We start from the raw sequence: 17,754 nt of genomic DNA on the forward strand, positions 1-17,754 counted from the left end.
ATTGAAGTTTAAAGGAATAAATAAGCAATATGCCAGGCACTACTTTTCGAGATCTATCCAAGGGCAGCAAGTCTCTTGTTATATTTGAATTATTGCTCTTTATTGCCAGCTTTTTTCTTGCTGTGTATGTCAATACTTGGCTGAACATTTCAGATCCTATTACTGTACCGATAAATGTATTGGCCATTTATGGCCTAGTGTTTGCGCTTATTTGTCAATTATCCTGCCTTGCTTTAGGTTTATATAACTCGAAATTACGGGAAAATTTTCGCGGGCTTTTTCGTCGAATTTTATTAGCCATTACCATTGGTTTTACGGTTGCAACTGTTATAAATCCGCTTTATGGTGAATTCTCTTTAGATATCGAAATCTTAGGCTTGTCTTCATTGATTAGCTTATTACTAATGCTTTCTTTAAGGTTTGCCGCCTTTCGAATCGACTTTTTTGGCTTTAATAAACGTAATGTATTAGTGCTTGGTGCAGGAGAGCGAGCATCAATTATAGAGCGTAGAATGCGTCGAGATGTCGATCGACAAGCATTTAAAGTACATGCCTATGTTCAAATGCAGGGCGATGATGAAACTGGCATCACTCGTGAAACCAAAATTTTATTAGATGGCTCACTGGTTAATTACGTTATAGATAATAATATTGATGAGATAGTTGTCGCTAGTGATGAGCGTCGTAATAACTTACCCGTCGATGAACTGTTTGCCTGCAAAATTCGTGGCATTGAAATCACCGAAATTTTAGATTTCATTGAACGCGAAACTGGGCAAATAGCCGTCAATTTAATCTACCCTAGCTGGGTTATTTATTCCAATGGCTTTACCTCAACCAACTACTTACGTAATACCTTAGATTGGTTATTTAATGCCGTTATTGCTTTTGTACTATTTTTACTGACCTGGCCGGTAATGTTGCTGACAGCCATTTTCATCAAGCTTGATGAAGGCTGGTCTGCTCCTATTTTCTATCGCCAAGAGCGTGTTGGCTTAGATGGTCAGCCGTTCCATATTATTAAATTTAGAAGTATGCGTATTGATGCTGAACAAAATGGCGCGCAATGGGCATCGAAAAATGATGATAGAACCACTCGAATTGGCCACTTTATCCGTAAATATCGCATAGATGAACTGCCTCAAATTTACAATGTGATGCGTGGCGATATGGGGTTTGTCGGACCACGACCAGAGCGTCCTGAATTTGTCCAGAACTTGGTTAAATCAATTCCATATTACAACGAGCGACATAATGTAAAACCTGGGCTGGCTGGCTGGGCGCAGTTAAAGTATCCGTACGGTGCCACCGAAGAAGATGCCATGGAAAAGTTAAAGTACGACCTTTACTATATTAAACATCGTAGCTTCTTTTTGGACTTGCTGATTTTGATACGTACCTTTGAAATCGTTGTTTTTGGTAAAGGTAGGTAGGGTAAAATGTCGGTTAGTAGCAAGCATGCGATGACAGTGGATGTTGAAGACTATTTCCATGTTTCAGCATTTGAAAAAACCATTACCTCAAGTGATTGGCAAAAATTACCGTTAAGGGTTGAGCGCAATACTTACCGCCTATTGGAAATTTTTGAGCAACATAATGCTAAAGCAACCTTTTTCACCTTAGGCTGGGTTGCTGAGCAATGTCCGCAACTGATCAAGGCTATCGCAGATCAAGGTCATGAGCTAGCAAGCCATGGTTATGATCATCAAAGAGCGATAGCAATGACGCCTGAAGCCTTTAAGCAGGATGTGACTAAAAGCAAACATCTGTTAGAAGATGCCGCTGGTGTTGAAGTTATTGGTTATCGCGCACCGAGCTTTTCGATTAATCAGTCCAATCAATGGACTTACCAAACGTTAGTTGAACTTGGCTTTGTTTATAGCTCTAGTACCTACCCCATTGAACATGATTTATATGGTGTGCCAGATTGGCCGCGATTTAAGTATCAGCGTGATGAAGGCATTATTGAAATTCCAATTCCTACACTTCGTAAAGGCAGTGTAAATACCGGTATCGGCGGCGGTGGCTATTTTCGTTTATACCCTTATAACTTTTCTAAAAAGCGCATCGATCAATTTATTGCACAAGAACAACAGCCTTATAGTTTTTATTTCCACCCTTGGGAGATAGATCCAGAGCAACCAAGGATTAATGGGCTGCCTTTGAAGTCTAAAATTAGGCACTATATCAACCTGTCGAGAATGGAACGAAAAATCGTTAGGCTATTGGAAGATTACCAATGGTCTACCATGCAAGACGTTTATTTAAACAATGGAAGTTAAAGAGAAGTAAAGTTGTCAGCCAATATTATTATTCAGCATTTAGTTTCAGAGCACCAAGCGTGGGATGACTATGTCACTGGCCATGATGATGGGAGCTTTTTTCATTTAAGTAATTGGCAGAAAATTGCCAGCGAGGTGTTTAATCACGCCTGCTATTTTCTTTTTGCTAAACAGGAAGATGCTATTGTCGGTGTGCTGCCTTTAGTGGAAGTGAAAAGTAAATTATTTGGTCATGCGCTAATTTCCACGCCATTCTGCGTTTATGGTGGCGCTATTGCTGATAGCCAGCCAATCAAACAAGCACTAGAGCAATATGCTTGCAAATTAGCGGAAAAGTTAACGGTTGATTATTTGGAATTGCGTTATCGCCAGCCGCAAGAAAATAATTTTTTACTAAAACAAGCGCACAGTACTTTTGGTTGTGAGCTTGCCGATACTGATGAAGCAATTTTAGCGAATGTTAAAAAGAAGCAACGTGCTGTTATTCGTCATTCATTGAAAAATAATTTAACTGCTGAGTACACTCAGCAAACCGATGAATTTTATCAGTTGTTGTCGATCAGCTATCGCAACCTTGGTACGCCAATATTTACTAAACGCTATTTTGACGCCTTAATGCATTATTTTGATGGCCAAATTGACATTACCTTGATTCGCGATGAGGCTCAGCAGCCATCAAATGCCGTGATGAATTTTTATTTTAAAGATCAGGTTATCCCTTATTATGGTGGTGGTAACGCTAAAGCTCGTGGCCTAAAAAGTGCTGACTTTATGTATTATCAGGTGATGTGTCAGGCGCGAAGTAAAGGCTTTACTTACTTTGACTTTGGTCGTAGTAAAAATAATAGTGGTCCTTATAACTATAAAAAGAATTGGGGCATGACACCTGAGCCTCTGCACTATTACTATCATTTGGTGAAAGCGGATAGCTTGCCGAACTTAAGTCCGAATAACCCAAAATATCAATTGTTTATCAAAATGTGGCAAAAGTTACCGCTGAAAGTTAGTCAGTGGCTTGGGCCGCATTTGTCCAAGTACTTAGGGTAGATGTTTATATGAAGGAAAAAATGAGCAAGGAACCGCTATTATTTTTATGTCATCGTATCCCTTTCCCGCCGAATAAAGGTGACAAAATCCGCTCTTTTAATATCTTAAAGGCGCTTAATCAACATTTTGATGTTTATTTAGGTTGCTTTATAGATGACCCTTACGATGAGCGTTATGTCACTGAATTAAAGAACCACTGTAAAGAACTGTTCTATTTGAACCAAAATAAGCTGGTATCAAAGTTAAAAGGCCTGTCGGCATTTGTCACGGGAAAGCCAATAACCTTGCCATATTATTACGACCAGCGAATGGCCGCTTGGTGTCAGCAGAAAATGCAAGAACATCAGTTTGAACAAGTGTTTATTTATTCATCTTCGATGGCGCAATATTGCGATAACCCGTTATTTAGCCAAGCTAAGCGAGTAATTGATTTTGTCGATGTTGATTCTGATAAATGGCGACAATATGCTGAGAAAAAAGCGGCTTTAGCGAAATATGTCTTTAATCGCGAATATCGAACATTGGCAAAATATGAAGATGATATTTGTCAGCAGTTTGATGCATCGTTATTTGTTTCTCCAGATGAAGCTCAGTTATTTAAAGCACGGCAAGATAAAGCGCATCAGTCGAAAGTTCATGGCATCTTAAATGGCGTTGATACTGACTACTTTGATCCGAGTGCTGCTTATGCACCTGAAGAATTAGTGCCTCAAACACCATTTATTAGTTTTACCGGGGCTATGGATTATTGGGCTAATATTGATGCGGTACTTTGGTTTGTTGAACATGCTTGGCCTGATGTTAAGCGCAAGCAACCGGCACTTAAACTGGTCGTTGCCGGTGGTAACCCAAGTGCAGAAATTCAGGCGCTAAAAAAACAGCCTGATATTATTGTCACTGGCAGGGTCAACGATATGCGGCCGTTTATCGCAGAGTCTGCCTGCGTGATCGCCCCTCTACAAATTGCGCGCGGTATTCAAAATAAAGTCTTAGAGGCGATGGCGTTAAATAAACCCGTTGTTTCAACGACAATGGCAATGGAAGGCATTAATGCCTCGGCTAGCACACTATGCCAAATTGCCGATGAACCGCATGCTTTTGCACAAGCGGTAGTTGATTGTGTTAATCACGCTGAACAGGTTTGTCACAACCGTAATTGGATACTGCAGCACTTTACTTGGCAGCAAACATTAACGCCGTTAACCGAGCTTTTCGACGTAGAATGTCAGCAGTTGCAGCAAGGAGTTAAACATGCAAGTTTTTAGTTTACGATTTGCCTTGTTTTTACTCGTCGCGATTAGTTGTTGGCTGACAATATTTTGGCCTGCAATAGTAGGTATGGAGTCTATTTGGCGGCGCTCCGATACTTTTGCACATGGTTATTTTATATTGCCAATCGCTTTATGGTTACTGTATCGCGATAAGAATTATCTGCAATCCGCTCACGCTCAGTTCACTTGGTTACCTTTACCGTTTTTGTTGGGTTGTTGTGTTGTCTGGTTATTCAGCTACGCAGCAGATATTAATGTACTAAGCCAATTGTCTGCAGTTGTCGCATTAATTGCTGTATTGTGGATGATGTTGGGCAACCAGTTAGCGTGGCGGTATAAATTCCCGTTGGCTTACCTAATTTTTGCTGTGCCTATGGGCGAAAACTTGATCCCTATGTTGCAGGATATTACTGCATGGATCACCGTTTTTCTGTTGAAAGTTCATGGCATTCCGGTATTTCGTGATGGGCTTTATATCCAAATCCCTACTGGCCTATTTGAAGTGGCAGTCGCATGTTCAGGCATTCGCTATTTAATTGCTTCGCTGGCAGTCGGTACTTTATTTGCTTACCTCACCTATAACAGTTTCAAAAAACAATTAATTTTCATCTTATTTTCATTAGTGCTACCAATTATTGCCAACGGTATCCGCGCCTATCTTATCGTTATTATTGCTCATTATTCCGATATGAAATATGCCACAGGGGCTGATCATTTGGTTTATGGTTGGGTATTTTTTGGCTTTGTGATTATGTTGATGTTTTGGATAGGCGGTAAGTTTGCGGATCCAGAGCGTAATAGTAATAAAACCGAAACAGAGGTAACGCAGCAAACACCCATAATTAAGAATTTAGGTCGATTTGGTGTGTCTCCGATAACTTCGGTGACTAGTTTAGTGCTTATTCTCGGCTTAACTTTCTTGCTGCAATGGCGTATGCCTGTGGTTGAAGTACCTTCGCATGCCAAACAAGTACTAACGCAATTTCCTTCGGTTGATAAAACTGATTGGGGGATAGCTTTTAATCAGCCTTTGGCGTATGGCCATGTATTACTAAACGATGATGTTGAATTAGCCTTTGCCCAATATGCTAATAAACAAAACGTTGGCGAACTGATTAATCATGCTAATCAGTTATATGACGCTGAACGTTGGACGGTAGTAGATAATGTTGCCAACAGTGGTGGCGAAGATACGTACCAATACTTATTGCTTCGTGATATTCAAGGTCGAGAACGAGCGATAGTTTATTGGTATCAAGTTAGCGATATGCGATTAATTAGTGAGACTCACGTGAAGTTATACCAAGCATTTGCACTCATGTCGGGAGCGGCAAATAAGGCCAGTGTAATTGCGGTATCAACAAAAAATACTGAGCAGCCAGCGCTTATCCAAAGTTTACTAGCCCAGGCAAATCGCGGTTATCAACTGGCGATGGGTAGCCAGTAATGAGCAAGCAAGTAGTACATATTGCCCATGTGGTTTATTCGTTTGCTACGGGCGGTCTAGAAAATGGCGTAGTAAATCTAATAAATCAATTGCCACAGGATCAATATCGCCATTCAATTATTTGTATAACCGATCATGATATTGAATTTATTAAGCGAATTCACACTGACAACTATCAAATATTTAATTTACATAAAGCGCCAGGGCGAGGGGTAGGTTGGCTGTACCGTTGTTGGAAGTTATTAAGACGATTAAAACCTGATATCTGTCACTCTCGTAACCTTAACCCTTTGGAAGCGCAGATAGCAGCGTTCTTGGCTGGCATAAAATTTCGTATTCATGGTGAGCATGGCTGGGACACTAGCGATATTGGCGGTACAAATGTTAAATATCAGAAACTACGTAAGCTTTTTAAGCCTTTGATCACAAGCTATGTTGCGTTATCAAGCGAGGCAAAAGAATATTTAATCAATAAAATTCAGGTTCCCGCTGACAAAATAAATCAAATTTGCAATGGCGTAGATATTAAAAAGTTTAATACCGAGCGACTAAATCCAGAACAAAGTAATGGTGAAAATAATAGCGCTGATCAAATAAAAGCAATATTACCTGAAGGCTTTATCGCTAAAGATAGCGTTGTGTTTGGTACAGTTGGTCGCTTAGCCGCGATTAAAAACCAAGGTTTTTTATTAGCAAGTTTTATTGCCTTAAAACAAAGCAAATCAGTCGGCAGCGAAAAAGCCAAATTAATTATTGTTGGCGATGGTGCTCTCATGGCAGAGTTAACAGAGCAGGCTCATGCTTCTGGTTTTATTCAAGATATTTGGTTTACCGGTATGCGCAGTGATATCCCCGAATTGATGGCGGCAATGGATGTCTTTATTTTGCCTTCATTAGCTGAAGGTATTTCTAATACTATTTTAGAGGCAATGGCATCAGGTTTGCCCGTTATTGCCACTAAGGTTGGTGGTAACAGTGATTTAATTATGCCTGAACATCAACAAAGTCATTTGGTTACGGTCAATGACATTGATGCGCTGAAGGCTGCTATGTTGATGTATTGTCACGATAGCCATCGTGTTGCTGCCGATAGCCAGTTGGTACGAGCACACTGTATTGAAAATTTTAGTATTGAAGCCATGGTTGGAAAATATCATCGGCTTTATCAAACTTTTAGTCAGAATAATGGATAGGAAGACGAAATAATGTGTGGAATAGCCGGAATTTTCCATGTGACCGATCAACAACCAATAGATCCGGCGTTGATTGCCTCGATGAATGATAAACAAATACATCGCGGTCCAGATGCTGGCGATTACTATTTTGAACCTGGCTTAGCATTGGCACATCGTCGATTATCGATTATTGATTTAGAAGGCAGCCCTCAGCCTATGCAGAGTGCTTGTGGCCAAGCAGTAATCGTATTTAATGGTGAGATATATAACTATCAACTTTTGCGTACTCAGCTGGCTAACAAGGGATACAAATTTAATACTGATGGCGATACTGAAACTATTCTTAATGCCTATCTCGAGTGGGGCGAGGAATGTGTTCATTATTTACGCGGCATGTTTGCATTTGCAATTTGGCATAAAGCGAAACAAAGCCTATTTGTTGCACGTGATCGCGTAGGAATTAAGCCACTTTATTTTTCATTGCTTGATAATGGGCATTTTGCCTTCGGCTCTGAATTAAAGGTGCTGACTCAACATCCGCGTTTTGACTCCACCTTACGTGATACCACCATTGAAGATTATTTTACGTTTGGCTACGTGCCAGAGCCGCATACTATTTATCAACATGCTTATAAACTGCGCCCTGGACATTACTTCACCATCCATAAAGGTCAAACGCAATTACCAGAGCAGCAAGAATATTGGGATATTCCAACGGATGGTGGCACAGGCATTACCGATAAAGAAATTAAAGAGCAATTAGTAGAACGGTTAAAAGAAGCGGTTAACATTCGGATGATTGCCGATGTACCGTTGGGCTCGTTTTTGTCAGGGGGCGTTGATTCAAGTGCGGTGGTTGCATTGATGTCGCAATTGCAAAATGAACCGGTTGATGCTTGCTCGATTGGCTTTGACGTTAAAGAATTTAATGAAACCGATTATGCCAAAATGGTCGCAGAGCGTTATCAAGCTAATCATCATATTGAAATGGTCGACCAAAATGACTTTGATCTCATTGATAAACTAGCGTTTCTCTATGACGAACCTTATGCCGATAGCTCCGCAATGCCAACTTATCGGGTTTGTGAACTGGCTAGAAAGCATGTCACGGTTGCACTTTCTGGTGATGGTGCAGACGAGCTATTTGCTGGTTATGGCCGTTACCGTTTACATGGTCATGAAGATAAAATTCGTAACTTATTACCGCTAGCCATTCGTAAGCCAATATTTGGTCCGCTAGGTGCCTTATACCCAAAAATGGATTGGGCACCAAAAGTATTTAGAGCGAAAACTACTTTTCAGTCGATGGCAATGGATACCGTTGAAGGCTATCACAACTCTATGTCTATCTTGCGCCGTGACGAGCGCCAGAAGTTATTTTCTGAAGACTTTAAAACTAAATTGGGTGACTATTCATCTCTGGCAGTGTTTGACCAATATCGAGATAAGTTAGCCAAACTTGATCCAATTAAACAAGCTCAATATTTAGACATGAAAACCTATTTAGTGGGCGATATTTTAACTAAGGTAGACCGAGCTAGTATGGCACATTCACTTGAAGTGCGGGTGCCATTTTTGGATCACAAGTTTGTTGAATGGGGCTTTCATACTCCAACTAACCTGAATTTAGTTAATGGCGTCGGTAAAAAGAGCTTAAAAATGGCGATGGAGCCGCACTTACCGCATGATGTGCTTTATCGTAAAAAAATGGGATTTTCCGTACCTCTGGCTAACTGGTTTAAAGGGCCGTTAAAAGAGCGGTTATATGAAGGCTTGCTTGGCAAGCATATGACCGAATCAGGTTATTTTTCAAAGCAGCAATTAGAAACTTTGATCAGTCAGCATGTAAAAGGTGTGCGCGACAACAGTGCTTCATTGTGGACGTTAATGATGTTTGAATCGTTTTTACGACAACGCAAAGGTGCATAGCTAATGAAAGTGTTGCACGTATTAGACCATTCTATTCCATTGCACAGTGGTTACACTTTCCGCACTCGTTCAATATTAAATCAGCAACGAGCGTTAGGTATTGACACTATTCAGGTGACTAGCCCCAAACATGGCAATGTAGACGAAGAAGTTGATGTCGTTGATGATTTGACCTTTTATCGAACCAAAAAACCTAACGGCTTAATGACAAAACTGCCTGGGTTTAATCAGTTAGCGCTTGTTAAACCACTACAACAACGCATTGAGCAATTAATTGTTCAAGAACGACCAGATATTATTCATGCTCATTCTCCTGCGCTTAACGGTTTAGCTGCAATCAAAGCAGGACGGAAATATGGCATACCTGTGGTTTATGAAATTCGTGCATTTTGGGAAGATGCCGCTGCCGATCATGGCACCTGTAAAGAAGGCGATTTGCGTTATCAACTAACTAGAGCGTTGGAGTCTTGCGTTGTTAAGCATGCTGATGCTGTGACCACTATTTGCCAAGGATTAAAAAATGACTTGGTTGCACGGGGGGTAAATCCTGAAAAAATCACTGAAATTCCCAATGCAGTTAATATTGAACAGTTTGAGCGGATCACTGAAAAAAATCAGACGTTAGCCAACCAGCATAATTTGCACGGGAAAACCGTTATTGGTTTCATTGGCTCATTCTATGCGTATGAGGGCTTAGACTTGTTAGTTGATGCCATGCCTGAGTTGCTCAAAAAAATTCCCGATGCCTTTTTATTATTAGTAGGTGGCGGGCCACAGGAAGCCCACTTAAAAGCACGAGTTATAGAGTTGGGGTTAGAGCGCCAAGTAAAATTTACTGGTCGAGTACCACATAGTGAGGTTAGTGATTATTACTCACTAATTGATTTATTGGTCTACCCGCGAAAATCAATGCGACTTACCGAACTGGTTACCCCGTTAAAACCTTTAGAAGCAATGGCGCAGGGCCGATTATTTTTAGCTTCAAACGTTGGTGGCCATCATGAGTTGATTACCGATAACGAGAATGGCTATTTGTTTGAAGCTGGTGATATCAATGCATTAACCGATAAAATTGTCGCAATATTTGCTCAACAAGCGCAATGGCCGGCGTTGTTAGATAATGGCCGTGACTATGTAGAGAAAATAAGAAATTGGCAAAAAAGTGTAAGTAATTACTTACCTGTGTATCATGATTTGGCGGCGTTAAATGCAAGTTAATCACGTCGCTATCGTTGGGCCATTAGCGCCACCAGCAGGTGGCATGGCTAACCAAACCAAACAACTAGCCAATTTCCTAGAGCTGGAAGGGCTTACCGTATCGATAATCCAAGTAAATGCACCGTATCAACCGGCGTGGGTAGGTAAGATACCAATGCTGCGCGCTGTGTTTAGGTTATTTGACTATAAAAAGCAGCTAAAGAAACGCTTAGCTGATGTTGATGTGGTGCACGTTATGGCGAATTCTGGCTGGTCTTGGCATTTATTTGCCGCACCTGCTATTCGTATTGCGAAAAAATTGAACAAGCCAGTGATCCTAAATTATCGCGGCGGTTATGCCGATGAATTTTTTGCAAAGTCTTGGCAAAGCGTCAAAAAAACGATGGGTTTGGTTGATGAAATTCTAGTGCCATCAAGCTTTCTACAAGAAGTGTTTGCCAAGTATGGTATACAGGCTAGTGTGGTACCGAATGTATTAAATCAGCAGCGCTTTAATTGCGAAAATCGCACCAGTGTCATGCGGCCTACCATTATTATTACCCGAAATTTAGAAGCGATTTATGATGTAGAGACTGCAATTAAAATCTTCGAAAAGATACTCATGCAGTTTCCCCAGGCTGAACTTAAAGTGGCAGGAACTGGTCCTGAGTTAGACAAACTAGTGGCCTTATGTGATGAGCTTGCTATTCGCTCGCAGGTTGAATTTTTAGGCAGGTTAGCGCCTGATGACATAAGTGCACTTTATAAATCGGCCGACCTAATGCTTAATACCAGTATTGTTGATAATTCACCGAATTCAATTATTGAAGCGCTTGCTTGTGGCACTCCAGTGGTAACCACCAATGTCGGCGGCATTCCCAAATTAGTGCGTCATCTGCAAGACGCTTTATTGGCGGATATTAAAGACGTAGATCAGCTGTCTGCTTTAGCGCTATCCACTTTAAAAGATAAGGCTTTACGCGATAAATTAGTGGCCAATGGTTTAGTCACTGTAGAAAAATTCTTTTGGTCAAATGTTTGGCAAAAATTACAACAAAGCTATCAACAAGCCATTAAGCAGGTGAATTATGTTAGCTAATTGGTACACTAAACTAGTATCTACCGTGCTATTTCCATTGCATGAATGGCTTAAAAAACACGACACCGTTCGCATTAGGAAAAAATTAGAACAAAGTCAGTGGCAAACTAAAGACGAAATTACAAATGACGCTGAATATCGTTTGCAAGACTTTATCGCCAAGGTTATCAACAACGTTCCTTATTACCAGCAAGTATTTAAGGAATTGGATTTAACCGCTAGTAATATCAAAACTAAAGCCGATCTTGTTAAACTTCCTTTTCTTGATAAAGCAGCAATCAGAGCAAATTTTGATTCAATTAAATCAACGACAGCCGGCGCAACTCAACCATTTACCACGGGTGGTTCTAGTGGTACGCCACTCACTTTTTTATTAACTAATGAGCGAGTTAGTCATGATGTTGCTGAAAAATGGCGCGCTACTCGTTGGTGGGGTGTTGATATTGGCGATAAAGAAATTGTTGCTTGGGGTTCCCCAATTGAATTAGGCGCACAAGATAAAGTGCGGATAATGCGCGATAAACTATTTCGTTCTACCTTAGTGCCAGCTTTTGATATGAACGAGGCTAAGTTATTAGCGTTTATTAGCCAAATTAAACAGATAAAGCCTCAAATGCTGTTCGGCTACCCGTCGGTATATGCGCTAATTGCTAAGACAGCACAAAGCCATCAAATAGACCTTACTCAGCTAGGAATTAAAGTGGTTTTTGTGACTTCTGAGCGGTTATACCCGTACCAACGTGAACTGATTGAACAAGTATTTGCCGCACCTGTTGCCAATGGCTACGGTGGCCGAGATGCTGGCTTTATTGCTCATGAGTGCCCAAGTGGCAGTATGCATATATCTGCTGAAGATATTATTGTTGAAATCATTGATAGCCAAGGTAATGTTTTACCTGATGGTGAAAGTGGGGAAATTGTTGTTACCCATTTAGCAACGTCAGATTTTCCATTTATTCGATATAAAACCGGTGATATTGGCACTATCAGTACCAAGCACTGTGCATGCGGGCGAGGATTGCCTGTTTTAGAAAATATTGAAGGGCGAACTACAGACTTCGTTGTTGCTAAAGATGGCACTATGATGCACGGTTTGGCGTTAATTTATATTGTGCGCGAAATGCAAGGTATTGAAGCGTTTAAAATTATTCAGCAAAGTTTAGACTTAACTACAGTACAAGTGGTGCCAACTAATAAATTGACTAAAGAAATGATAGAACAAATTACACAAGGTTTTAAAAAGCGTCTTGGTGATACTGTGGAGATTGAAGTTGAGCAAGTGAGTTCAATTGCTGCTGAACAATCGGGTAAGTTTCGCTATGTGATCAGTAAGGTTGTGGGCTAGTTATGATTGATAGTTTGTTTTTATTGGCCGATATCGTCGCTATGGTGATCTTGATGCGCTGGGTGGCACAACCAGATGAAAATGGAAACGAGGAGCAAGATTAATGCGTGACTTGCTACTGGTTATTTTTTTATTCATTGCGATTTTTTATACATTTAAACGCCCCGCCGCCGGTATGGCCGCTTGGATTTGGATTGCCTTAATGGCACCTACCAACTGGGCGTTTGGTTTTTCGCAAATTTTTCGGTTGAACCTCACCATTGTATTAATGGTGGCACTTTCTTATTTTGTCTGGAAGGAAAAGCCTAAATTCACCTTTACCAAAATCCATTTTTGGGTGTTGCTTTTTGGTTTTTGGATGTTGGTCTCTACAATTTTCAATATTCGTGTTGATAGTGATTATGCTTGGTTTAAGTTCAACGAGTTTGCCAAAGTATTAGCAATCTTTCTTTTTATAACACTTACCTTAAAAACTAAAAAAGATGTTGATGCGTTTATCTGGGCGATAGTGCTGGGTCTTTCAGCCTATGCGGGGATGGAGGCGGTTAAGTTTATTTTATCTGCGGGCGGTCATCGCATTGTTGGTCGTTCCGGAATATTAATAGATAGAAATGATTTAGCTGTGGCTATAAATATGGCACTTCCATTGATTTTATATCTATGGAATACCACTAAACATAAATATTTGAAATTTGGATTGATGGCCCTAGCAGGTCTTAATGTGATTGCCATCGTTGGCACATATTCTAGAGGTGGGTTTATTGGATTAGCCATTCTTTCTATCGCTTTATGGTGGCGTTCTGAACGAAAACTACTTTATGCTATGTTAGCGGTTATAGCATTACCAGTAATGTATACTTACGCTCCAGCTGATTGGAAAGAACGTCAAGCTACTGTAGAAACAGCGGCTGCCGAAGACAGCTCATTTATTGGCCGGCTATGGGCATGGAAAATAGCTACATTAATTGCTATTGACAACCCGTTTACAGGTGGGGGATTTAAAGCAACTACTGATCCCGTGTTATGGCACACATATGGCTTAGTAACACCGAATTTTGGTCCTATTGAAACACCGCCAATTCCAGAATACATTGCACCAAAAGCAGCACACAATATTTATTTTCAAGTTTTGAGTAGTGCTGGTTTTATAGGATTATTTATTTTTTTAGTAATGTTATTAGTAGGATACTTAAAAGTTAGAATGATTGCACAGCAAGCTCAGAAGGATGATATTGAGTGGTTAAAAAATATAGCAAATGCAATATCTCTTGCTTTAGTTGCTTACGGAATTACTGGACTCAATGTTAGCTTAGCCTATTTTGAATTGCTCTATGCATTGTTGGCCATCATCAGCGTATTAAATGTTCAACAACACCGTGAGCTTTAGCAGTACCGAAAATTAAAAATAAAAAGGAGTAACGCTCCATTAATATATGGTGATTATGAAGTTTAAATATCAATTTTATTAAAGGTTTAAATTAAAAATTTTATTAATTATTTTTCGGTCAACTATATAAAGCATGAACAACCAAACCAAACAGGGGAATATAAGTAAAGTTAGTTTTAGTAAGCTATTTTCTATATTCAAATACAGAAGGGGTAGAGCTACTAACGTATAAATGCCTGAAATAAATAAAGGCTTACTGAGCATCGAAATATATGCCTTATAACTTAACCCTATGATGTTAGATAGCGATTTTACAACCCAAAGTAATCGAAAGATGGATAAAAAGATAAGTAAAATCAGTACTTCTTCTAAGCTAAGTAAAAAAGAACTTAATGCAATCATTATGTTTGCAGTTGCTATTGAAATTTTGAACTTTAAATATAATTTACTTTGATTTTCAGTCGTCAAAATTTGTTCGTAAAACATACTCATAGTATAAATTACAAAAGAAATTGCTATATATCTGAGGTATACGCTGGCGTCCATCCATTGCGCGCCATAGAGAACTTGAATTATCGTTTCAGATAACATTCCAGTAGTAATGCAAAACGGTAGCGACAAGTACAAAACAATTTTTGTGCTTAATATATATCCCTCTGCTTTTTCTGGATGATTCCTGGCAGAAGCATAGTAAGGCGAAATCAATGGTTGTATGGCGTCTATTGCTGCAGATTTAAATAGCGTTATGGTTGACTTACCTCGGCTATAGAGTCCTAATGTGGCTAAATCATTATTTTTACTTATTACTAATTCCAACATATTATTAGCGATATAGGCGATAATGTTGCTACCACCAACATTTTTTCCAAAACTAAGGACTTTTTTTACTCCGCTAAATTCAATTCCGAATTGAGTCTTTTCGTTTTTATGCAGAGTTATAATTGTTACTGTCGTAACTGTACCGAGAACTGATGCAATAGCTAGACTATATGCTTCAAAACCAAGAAATGCTAGGGCCACAGAAGCTGATGTATTGACTAATGTATTTGAGACATTAGCGATAGAAATTGGTTTGAAATTGAGGTTCTTTCGCATCACAGACATAGGGATAGAACCAAATGGTGATAAAAACATATTTAGCGATAAGATAGTAATCAAATAACCGACATCTTTATGTTCGTAAAATAGACTCAATAGTGGCGATGCTATTATCAATAATGTTGCTATTGGCCATGCAATAATAATTGAAGCTGTAAATGCCGAAGATAAAACTCTTCTATTTATTACTTTTTCTTTTATCAAATATTCTGAGATTCCAAAATCTCTAAACATCTGCGCTATACCAGTTAATGCTGATGCTATTGTAAATAAACCTATGTGCTCTGGTGTTAAAATTCTAGCTAATATTAATGTCGAAGCTATTTGAATGATTAAAGTGATATATTTAGAAGTGAAAGAATAAACTAGTGCTTTTCGTATCATGCATTAAGCTCTATTTCTTCTGCTGCATTTCAAGAAGCTTCAGCTTAAGGCCTTCTAAGGGAAATCCCATTTCATATGCAAGATTCGCATATTTTTTCGCGTTATCGATATCACCCAAGTCAACATATAATAATCCTATGTTATATAGGATCTCAGGGTTATTTGGATCAATATTGAGAGCATTTAAATAATTTATTTCAGCTTCAGCTAGCTTCCCAACTAAGTGCAAATGCATTCCAAAAAGCATATGTGGAATTGGGTCTTGAGGTCTAAAATATATCGCCCTTTTAAAATAACATTCAGCGGTATATATTTCTGTACGCCTAAAGATACCATCTGCGGCTACTTTAGCCCTGTCTTGACGCTCCAGTTTTGCAATAGCATATAAAGCTCTGTGATGATTTGGTAACGCCCTAAGTGTATAGTCTAAATCGGCATGAGCTGTCCCAGTACCCGCTTTATTGCTTTTTAATTGCTCTATGTTTTTTTTGAAATGAGCACCAACAACAAGATTAACATTTGATGCATAATTAGGATCTCTAAAATCATAAGGGCCATATGCATTAGTTAGTGGCTTACCTAAAATTATTCCGCATGACTCATTGTCTCTTTGAGCATTGGCAGCAAAAGAAATTGCAATGGTGAATAAAAAAGCGATATATGTTCTTAATTGCATGTCAGTGGCTCTGTTGATTATAGTATTTATCTATTTGGCCTGATTGAGTAAAAAATACTCGATGTTTAATTTGAGTAACATCAGTGCAGGAATATACACTTCTTTTACTTCCATAAATAGATTAACATTTATATAACGTTAAATGGAAGTTCGGAAAGTAAAGCTTTTGTATTCAAATTCAGTTCTTTATGTTGCTTATCATTACCCTCCTATACTTGGAAGCAGTGGTGTACATCGAACCTTAGCCTTTACTCGCTATTTAAGTGAAAATAGTTGGCAAGTACGTGTATTAACAGCCGATATTAAAGCCTATGACCAATGGTCGCCTGCTCAATATAATTTTATCCCTGAAAAGGTTGAAGTGATTAGGGCTTTTGCACGAGATACGGCTAAACATTTCTCATTTAAAGGTAAATATTTCTCTTGGATGGCGTTGCCCGACAATATGCAGTCTTGGGTAATTGGTGGTGTATTAAGTGGCTTAAAAGCTATACGAAAAAATAAACCTTCGGTGATTGTATCTACCTACCCTATAGCTTCAGCTCATATTATTGGCTATATACTTCATAAAATAACCGGTATCCCCTGGGTTGCTGATTTGCGAGATCCAATGGCTCAACCAGGTTATCCAGCGGATAAAAGGAAGCTGTTTTTGTTTAAGTGGATTGAACAAAAAATAGTTAAGCATGCCAAAGCTGCCGTTGTAACAGCACCTGGTGCCAAAGCTTTTTATTTAGAAAAATTTCCTGAAATAGAAGAAAGTTTTTGGCAAATAATACCTAATGGTTACGATGAAGTGATATTTGATGAAATTACCGAAAAGATTCAGCAGGTAAAACAAGCTAATACGAAAAAAGTGATATTGCATAGTGGGGTAATTTACCCTCATGAGCGTGATCCAACGGCGTTATTTGAAGCCATAAGCATGCTGAAGAAGAAAGGAACTATATCTTCAAATTCACTTGAATTAAGGCTTAGGGCGACAGGACATGATGCACTATATTTGCCGAAACTTAAGGAAATGGCTATTGATGATATTGTTAAACTTGAACCTTCTATTGATTATAAATCGGCACTAAGAGAAATGTTCGAAGTTGACGGACTGTTATTAATGCAATCAGAGGGGTGCAATTATCAAATACCTGCGAAAGCTTATGAGTACTTAAGGGTAAATAAACCTATACTAGCTTTAACACCATTAGAGGGAGATACCGCACAGTTAATTGTAAATAGCCATGTATTATCACAAATTTCATCCTTAAAAGATGAAAATGATATTATACGAGGTTTATTAGCGTTTGTTGATTTAATGGATGGGTCTCTTATCAATCAAGAAAAGCCAGCTATAAAGTACTCACGTGGAGCGCAGGCGGTATTATTCGAAAAAGTACTTACGACGCTAGTAGGTTGAAAAATT

Annotated in this window: 14 protein-coding genes; 12 read left to right on the plus strand and 2 right to left on the minus strand. The window is 39.1% G+C overall.

Annotated features, from left to right (window positions below; all coding sequences use genetic code 11):
- Positions 1–29: 29 nt before the first annotated feature.
- The 11 genes from ACOB82_RS08405 (at position 30) to ACOB82_RS08455 (ending at position 14,179) form a co-directional block, all read left to right on the plus strand.
- Positions 30–1,433, plus strand: coding sequence for a TIGR03013 family XrtA/PEP-CTERM system glycosyltransferase (locus ACOB82_RS08405; protein ID WP_448212529.1), 1,404 nt, complete (start codon positions 30–32; stop codon positions 1,431–1,433).
- 6 nt (positions 1,434–1,439) lie between these two features.
- A complete protein-coding gene (locus ACOB82_RS08410; RefSeq protein WP_448212530.1) occupies positions 1,440–2,282 on the plus strand; it encodes an XrtA system polysaccharide deacetylase in 843 nt (280 codons plus the stop codon).
- A gap of 12 nt (positions 2,283–2,294) precedes the next feature.
- Positions 2,295–3,329 (plus strand): FemAB family XrtA/PEP-CTERM system-associated protein, encoded by a 1,035-nt coding sequence (locus ACOB82_RS08415; RefSeq protein ID WP_448212531.1) that lies wholly within the window; start codon positions 2,295–2,297, stop codon positions 3,327–3,329.
- A 20-nt stretch (positions 3,330–3,349) separates the two neighbouring features.
- On the plus strand, positions 3,350–4,594 hold the full coding sequence (locus ACOB82_RS08420; protein WP_448212532.1) for a TIGR03087 family PEP-CTERM/XrtA system glycosyltransferase: 1,245 nt from the start codon (positions 3,350–3,352) through the stop codon (positions 4,592–4,594).
- Positions 4,581–6,047 (plus strand): exosortase A, encoded by a 1,467-nt coding sequence (gene xrtA / locus ACOB82_RS08425; protein ID WP_448212533.1) that lies wholly within the window; start codon positions 4,581–4,583, stop codon positions 6,045–6,047. The genes ACOB82_RS08420 and xrtA overlap by 14 nt, the downstream gene beginning before the upstream one ends.
- The gene (locus tag ACOB82_RS08430; protein ID WP_448212534.1) at positions 6,047–7,240 is read left to right on the plus strand and encodes a TIGR03088 family PEP-CTERM/XrtA system glycosyltransferase; all 1,194 of its coding nucleotides are present in this window, start codon (positions 6,047–6,049) and stop codon (positions 7,238–7,240) included. The genes xrtA and ACOB82_RS08430 overlap by 1 nt, the downstream gene beginning before the upstream one ends.
- A gap of 12 nt (positions 7,241–7,252) precedes the next feature.
- Positions 7,253–9,151: an XrtA/PEP-CTERM system amidotransferase gene (locus tag ACOB82_RS08435; RefSeq protein ID WP_448212535.1), complete on the plus strand. Its 1,899-nt coding sequence runs from the start codon at positions 7,253–7,255 to the stop codon at positions 9,149–9,151.
- A gap of 3 nt (positions 9,152–9,154) precedes the next feature.
- Positions 9,155–10,369 carry a TIGR04063 family PEP-CTERM/XrtA system glycosyltransferase gene (locus tag ACOB82_RS08440; RefSeq protein WP_448212536.1) on the plus strand — a complete coding sequence of 405 codons (1,215 nt, stop codon included), beginning with the start codon at positions 9,155–9,157 and terminating at the stop codon, positions 10,367–10,369.
- On the plus strand, positions 10,359–11,447 hold the full coding sequence (locus tag ACOB82_RS08445; RefSeq protein WP_448212537.1) for a glycosyltransferase family 4 protein: 1,089 nt from the start codon (positions 10,359–10,361) through the stop codon (positions 11,445–11,447). Before ACOB82_RS08440 ends, ACOB82_RS08445 begins: the two co-directional genes overlap by 11 nt.
- Entirely contained in the window at positions 11,437–12,792 is a 1,356-nt protein-coding gene (locus tag ACOB82_RS08450) for a phenylacetate--CoA ligase family protein (RefSeq protein WP_448212538.1), read from the plus strand. The genes ACOB82_RS08445 and ACOB82_RS08450 overlap by 11 nt, the downstream gene beginning before the upstream one ends.
- 103 nt (positions 12,793–12,895) lie before the next feature.
- Positions 12,896–14,179, plus strand: a complete 1,284-nt coding sequence (locus ACOB82_RS08455; protein WP_448212539.1) for a putative O-glycosylation ligase, exosortase A system-associated — start codon at positions 12,896–12,898, stop codon at positions 14,177–14,179.
- 78 nt (positions 14,180–14,257) lie between these two features.
- On the opposite strand, the gene ACOB82_RS08460 is transcribed toward ACOB82_RS08455, so the two are convergent.
- Both ACOB82_RS08460 and ACOB82_RS08465 read right to left on the minus strand, forming a co-directional pair.
- Positions 14,258–15,661, minus strand: coding sequence for an oligosaccharide flippase family protein (locus tag ACOB82_RS08460; protein ID WP_448212540.1), 1,404 nt, complete (start codon positions 15,659–15,661; stop codon positions 14,258–14,260).
- 10 nt (positions 15,662–15,671) lie between these two features.
- On the minus strand, positions 15,672–16,337 hold the full coding sequence (locus tag ACOB82_RS08465; protein WP_448212541.1) for a tetratricopeptide repeat protein: 666 nt from the start codon (positions 16,335–16,337) through the stop codon (positions 15,672–15,674).
- Between the two features lie 142 nt (positions 16,338–16,479).
- Between ACOB82_RS08465 and ACOB82_RS08470 the strand changes: the two genes are divergently transcribed.
- On the plus strand, positions 16,480–17,748 hold the full coding sequence (locus tag ACOB82_RS08470; RefSeq protein WP_448212542.1) for a glycosyltransferase: 1,269 nt from the start codon (positions 16,480–16,482) through the stop codon (positions 17,746–17,748).
- Positions 17,749–17,754 lie beyond the last annotated feature (6 nt).

It is taken from the genome of Colwellia sp. MEBiC06753, assembly GCF_053470325.1.

Coding starts and splice junctions, on each gene's coding strand:
- ACOB82_RS08405 (WP_448212529.1), top strand. CDS start 30: ATGCCAGGCACTACTTTTCGAGATCTATCCAAGGGCAGCAAGTCTCTT.
- ACOB82_RS08410 (WP_448212530.1), top strand. CDS start 1,440: ATGTCGGTTAGTAGCAAGCATGCGATGACAGTGGATGTTGAAGACTAT.
- ACOB82_RS08420 (WP_448212532.1), top strand. CDS start 3,350: ATGAGCAAGGAACCGCTATTATTTTTATGTCATCGTATCCCTTTCCCG.
- xrtA (WP_448212533.1), top strand. CDS start 4,581: ATGCAAGTTTTTAGTTTACGATTTGCCTTGTTTTTACTCGTCGCGATT.
- ACOB82_RS08430 (WP_448212534.1), top strand. CDS start 6,047: ATGAGCAAGCAAGTAGTACATATTGCCCATGTGGTTTATTCGTTTGCT.
- ACOB82_RS08435 (WP_448212535.1), top strand. CDS start 7,253: ATGTGTGGAATAGCCGGAATTTTCCATGTGACCGATCAACAACCAATA.
- ACOB82_RS08440 (WP_448212536.1), top strand. CDS start 9,155: ATGAAAGTGTTGCACGTATTAGACCATTCTATTCCATTGCACAGTGGT.
- ACOB82_RS08445 (WP_448212537.1), top strand. CDS start 10,359: ATGCAAGTTAATCACGTCGCTATCGTTGGGCCATTAGCGCCACCAGCA.
- ACOB82_RS08450 (WP_448212538.1), top strand. CDS start 11,437: ATGTTAGCTAATTGGTACACTAAACTAGTATCTACCGTGCTATTTCCA.
- ACOB82_RS08455 (WP_448212539.1), top strand. CDS start 12,896: ATGCGTGACTTGCTACTGGTTATTTTTTTATTCATTGCGATTTTTTAT.
- ACOB82_RS08460 (WP_448212540.1), bottom strand. CDS start 15,661: ATGATACGAAAAGCACTAGTTTATTCTTTCACTTCTAAATATATCACT.
- ACOB82_RS08465 (WP_448212541.1), bottom strand. CDS start 16,337: ATGCAATTAAGAACATATATCGCTTTTTTATTCACCATTGCAATTTCT.
- ACOB82_RS08470 (WP_448212542.1), top strand. CDS start 16,480: ATGGAAGTTCGGAAAGTAAAGCTTTTGTATTCAAATTCAGTTCTTTAT.